The 3,817-nt window shown below is 74.2% G+C and carries 4 protein-coding genes; all 4 read left to right on the top strand.

Going from position 1 to position 3,817, the window contains the following annotated elements; genetic code table 11:
- The first annotated feature begins 79 nt into the window (after window positions 1–79).
- The 4 genes from ACFWZ5_RS45515 (at window position 80) to ACFWZ5_RS45500 (ending at window position 3,762) form a co-directional block, all read left to right on the top strand.
- Window positions 80–493 (top strand): DUF3151 domain-containing protein, encoded by a 414-nt coding sequence (locus ACFWZ5_RS45515; protein WP_384806440.1) that lies wholly within the window; start codon window positions 80–82, stop codon window positions 491–493.
- A gap of 180 nt (window positions 494–673) precedes the next feature.
- Entirely contained in the window at window positions 674–1,528 is an 855-nt protein-coding gene (locus ACFWZ5_RS45510; RefSeq protein WP_384806438.1) for a tryptophan 2,3-dioxygenase family protein, read from the top strand.
- Window positions 1,521–2,753 (top strand): kynureninase, encoded by a 1,233-nt coding sequence (gene kynU / locus ACFWZ5_RS45505; protein WP_384806436.1) that lies wholly within the window; start codon window positions 1,521–1,523, stop codon window positions 2,751–2,753. The genes ACFWZ5_RS45510 and kynU overlap by 8 nt, the downstream gene beginning before the upstream one ends.
- Before the next feature lie 115 nt (window positions 2,754–2,868).
- Window positions 2,869–3,762 (top strand): alpha/beta hydrolase, encoded by an 894-nt coding sequence (locus ACFWZ5_RS45500; RefSeq protein ID WP_384806434.1) that lies wholly within the window; start codon window positions 2,869–2,871, stop codon window positions 3,760–3,762.
- Window positions 3,763–3,817 lie beyond the last annotated feature (55 nt).

The raw sequence follows: 3,817 nt of genomic DNA, 5'->3' as shown, positions 1-3,817 counted from the left end.
TAGGGGCGGAGCCCCTAGTTTCGGGAAGGGGCGGGACTGGGGCGCCCCCGCGAGGGCAGCCATGCCGCAGACTTGACCCATGGCCATTCACGAAAACCTCCTCGGGGGCCCGCCCCCGACCCACCTCCCCGACGACCCGGAGCCCCGCGAACTGCTCGCGGGCGGCACCGCGGCCGCCGACGTCGCCGCGAAGTACCCCACGTCCTCCCTCGCCTGGGCACGCCTCGCGGACGAGGCGTTCGAGGCGGGCCGCGTCGTCGAGTCGTACGCGTACGCCCGCACCGGCTACCACCGCGGCCTGGACGCACTGCGCCGCAGCGGCTGGAAGGGCCACGGCCCGGTCCCGTGGGAGCACGAGCCGAACCGCGGCTTCCTGCGCGCCCTGCACGGCCTCGCCCGCGCCGCGCAGGCCATCGGCGAGCAGGACGAGTACGAGCGGTGCAGCACGTTCCTGCGCGACTCGTCGGCGACGGCGGCAGACACGCTGGGTTAGGGTCCCGCCACTCCGCAAGACCTGTCTCGACCTGTCTCGACCTGCCTGGACACCCGGTGTGACCAGGCAGGTCTTGCCGTTTCGGGGGATCTTGCGGAGGATGCGGGTGGGGACCGGGGCCCCCGTGCCGGTACCGGCAGGGGCGGACCGCTACCCGGAGTACGCATCAAGGAGACAGCGATGTCCCACGAGGCGAACGCGGCACATGGCACCTCGGAAGAGAGCCCCGAAAGCCCGAACCTCGACTTCGCAGGCACGACCCCCTACGAGGACTACGTCCAGGCGGACGTCCTCACCCACCTCCAGCACCTGCGCTCGGACGACCCGGGCGAGATGGTGTTCCTGGTGACGACCCAGGTCATGGAGCTGTGGTTCACGGTGATCGTCCACGAGTGGGAGACCGCCTCGCGCGCGCTGCGCGAGGACGACGTGCCGACCGCGGTGGCCGCCCTGAAGCGCTCCGTGCGCGAGCTGGAGGCGCTGAACCACTCGTGGAAGCCGCTCGGCCAGCTCACGCCCGCCCAGTTCAACTCCTACCGGGGCGCCCTGGGCGAAGGGTCGGGATTCCAGTCGGCGATGTACCGGCGCATGGAGTTCCTGCTCGGCGAGAAGTCCGCGTCCATGCTCGTGCCGCACCGCGGCGCGCCTCGCGTCCACCGGGAGCTGGAGAAGGCCCTGCAGGAGCCGAGCCTCTACGACGAGGTCCTGCAGCTGCTCGCGCGGCGCGGGTACGACATACCGGCCGCCGTCCTGGAGCGCGACATGGCCGCCAAGTACGAGCCGTCGCCGCAGGTCGAGGCCGTCTGGACGGAGCTCTACTCCGGCGACGACAGCGGTGAACTCGCCCGCCTGGGCGAGGCGTTGACCGACGTCGCCGAGCTGGTGTGGCGATGGCGCAACGACCACCTGGTGGCCACGCGCCGCGCCATGGGCGCCAAGACCGGCACGGGCGGCTCCGCCGGCGTCGCCTGGCTGGAGAAACGGGCCACGAAGAACGTGTTCCCGGAGCTGTGGACGGCGCGCAGCCATGTCTGAGCGGAGCGCCCACGAGGCGCTGCGGTCCGCCGCCGCTGAGCTCGACGCCGCCGACAAGCTCGCCGCCAAGCGGGACGAGTTCGTCCTCGACGACACGGTCTATCTGGACGGCAACTCCCTGGGCGCCCTGCCCGCGAACGTCGGCGCCCGCGTCGCCGACGTCATCGCCCGCGAGTGGGGGCAGCTGCGCATCCGCTCCTGGAGCGAGAGCGGCTGGTGGACCGCGCCGGAGCGGATCGGCGAGCGCGTCGCGCCGCTCGTCGGGGCCGCCCCCGGGCAGGTCGTCGTCGCCGACTCGACGAGCGTGAACGTGTTCAAGGCGCTCGTCGCGGCCGTGCGCATCGCCCAGGAGAACGCGCGGCAGGACGCGGACGGCGCGCGGGACGAGATCGTCGTCGACGCCACCACCTTCCCCACGGACGGGTACATCGCCGAGTCCGCCGCCCGCCTCACCGGCTGCCGCCTGATCCCGGCCGCCCCCGCCGACGTACCCGGCGTGCTCGGCGAGCGCACCGCGGCGGTGCTGCTCAACCACGCCGACTACCGGTCGGGCCGCCTGCACGACCTGCCGGGGCTCACCCGTGCCGTGCACGCGGTGGGCGCGCTCGTCGTGTGGGACCTGTGCCACACGGCCGGCGCCCTGCCCGTCGGCCTCGACGCGCACGGCGTGGACCTGGCGGTCGGCTGCACGTACAAGTACCTGAACGGCGGCCCGGGTTCACCGGCGTACCTGTACGTCCGCAAGGACCTCCAGGCCCGCTTCGACTCGCCGCTGCCCGGCTGGAACTCGCACGCCGACCCCTTCGGGATGCGGCGCGACTACGAGCCCGCCGACGACGCGGTGCGCGGCCGCGTCGGCACCCCGGACATCCTGTCGCTGCTCGCCTTCGACGCGGCGCTCGACGTCTGGGACGGCGTCTCGCTCGACGACGTGCGCGCCAAGTCGCTCGCCCTGACGGACTTCTTCCTCCAGTGCGTCGACGCGTACGCGCCCGCGGGCCGGGTCGAGTCGATCACCCCGGCCGCGCACGCCGAGCGGGGCAGCCAGATCGCGCTGCGCTGCGCGGATGCCGCGGACGTGATGCCGCGGCTCATCGAGCGGGGCGTGGTCGGCGACTTCCGCGCGCCGGACGTGCTGCGGTTCGGGTTCACTCCGCTGTACGTGTCGTTCGCCGACGCCGAGCGGGCGGCCCGGGTGCTCGCGGAGACGCTCGCCGGATCCTGATAGCGTCCGACCGATCCGTCTGGATCATGGTACGAACGCCCGCCGGTCACCGGTCAGTTGTGATCAGTTGCCCCAGGTGTCCGGGGCCGGCGGGCCCGGAGTGGAGAGGTGCCGCATGCCGGACGACGCCGACGTGGCCCGCAACGCCGTCGAGGAGGAGTCCGCCTTCGCGCATCCGGCGGTGCGCCCCGACGCCACCGCCGCGTACGGCCCGCACGCGGACCAGATCGTGGACTTCTACGCGCCGCGCGCGACGAGCGGCCCCGCGCCGCTCGTCGTCGTGCTGCACGGCGGCGCGTGGCGGGCGCCGTACGACCGCGCGCACATCTCGCCGTTCGCGGACTTCCTCGCCCGCCGGGGCTTCGCCGTCGCCAGCGTCGAGTACCGGCGGGGCGCCGCGTCGCCGATCCCCGCGCAGGGCGGCACCGGGCCCGTCGCCGGGCGCTGGCCCGACACCCTCGACGACGTCGCCGCCGCCATGGACGCGCTGCCCGCGCTCGTCCGCGAGGCCCTGCCCGCGGCCGATCCGCGCCGCCTCGTCGTCACCGGGCACTCCGCGGGCGGCCACCTCGCGCTGTGGGCCGCCGCCCGGCACGTCCTGCCGGAGGGCTCCCCGTGGCGCAGCGCCCGGCCCGCCCCGCTGCGCGGGGTCGTCGCCCTCGCCCCCATCGCGGATCTGCGGGTCGCGGACGAGCTGGGGGTGTGCGGGGGTGCCGTGCGGCAGTTCATCGGTGCCGAGTCCGCGTCCGAGTCCGCGTACGAGGAGCGGGTCGCGCAGGCGGATCCGGCTGTGCTGTTGCCCACCGGGATCGCCACGGCCGTGGTGCAGGGGCGGACGGACATCGTGGTGCCGCAGGCCGTGGCCGACGCCTATGCCGACGCGGCGGCGAAGGCGGGGGAGGTCGTGGGGCTCACCCTCCTCGAGGACGTCGGGCACTTCCCCCTCATCGACCCGTCGGCGGACGCGTGCGCGGTGGTGGCGGAGGAGATCGCCCAACTGGCGTTCTAGCCTCGCGGTGCGCCCCAGACCCGCCCCTTTACCCAAAACCAGGGGGCTCCGCCCC

The sequence above is a fragment of the Streptomyces sp. NPDC059003 genome, assembly GCF_042740445.1.
Classification (GTDB): Bacteria; Actinomycetota; Actinomycetes; order Streptomycetales; family Streptomycetaceae; genus Streptomyces.
Note: the sequence above shows the minus strand (reverse complement) of the source record. Positions and strands in the feature narration are given on the sequence as shown.

What these genes read in the sequence shown, in the direction of transcription:
- ACFWZ5_RS45515 (WP_384806440.1), top strand. Translation starts at nt 80, where the DNA reads ATGGCCATTCACGAAAACCTCCTCGGGGGCCCGCCCCCGACCCACCTC.
- ACFWZ5_RS45510 (WP_384806438.1), top strand. Translation starts at nt 674, where the DNA reads ATGTCCCACGAGGCGAACGCGGCACATGGCACCTCGGAAGAGAGCCCC.
- kynU (WP_384806436.1), top strand. Translation starts at nt 1,521, where the DNA reads ATGTCTGAGCGGAGCGCCCACGAGGCGCTGCGGTCCGCCGCCGCTGAG.
- ACFWZ5_RS45500 (WP_384806434.1), top strand. Translation starts at nt 2,869, where the DNA reads ATGCCGGACGACGCCGACGTGGCCCGCAACGCCGTCGAGGAGGAGTCC.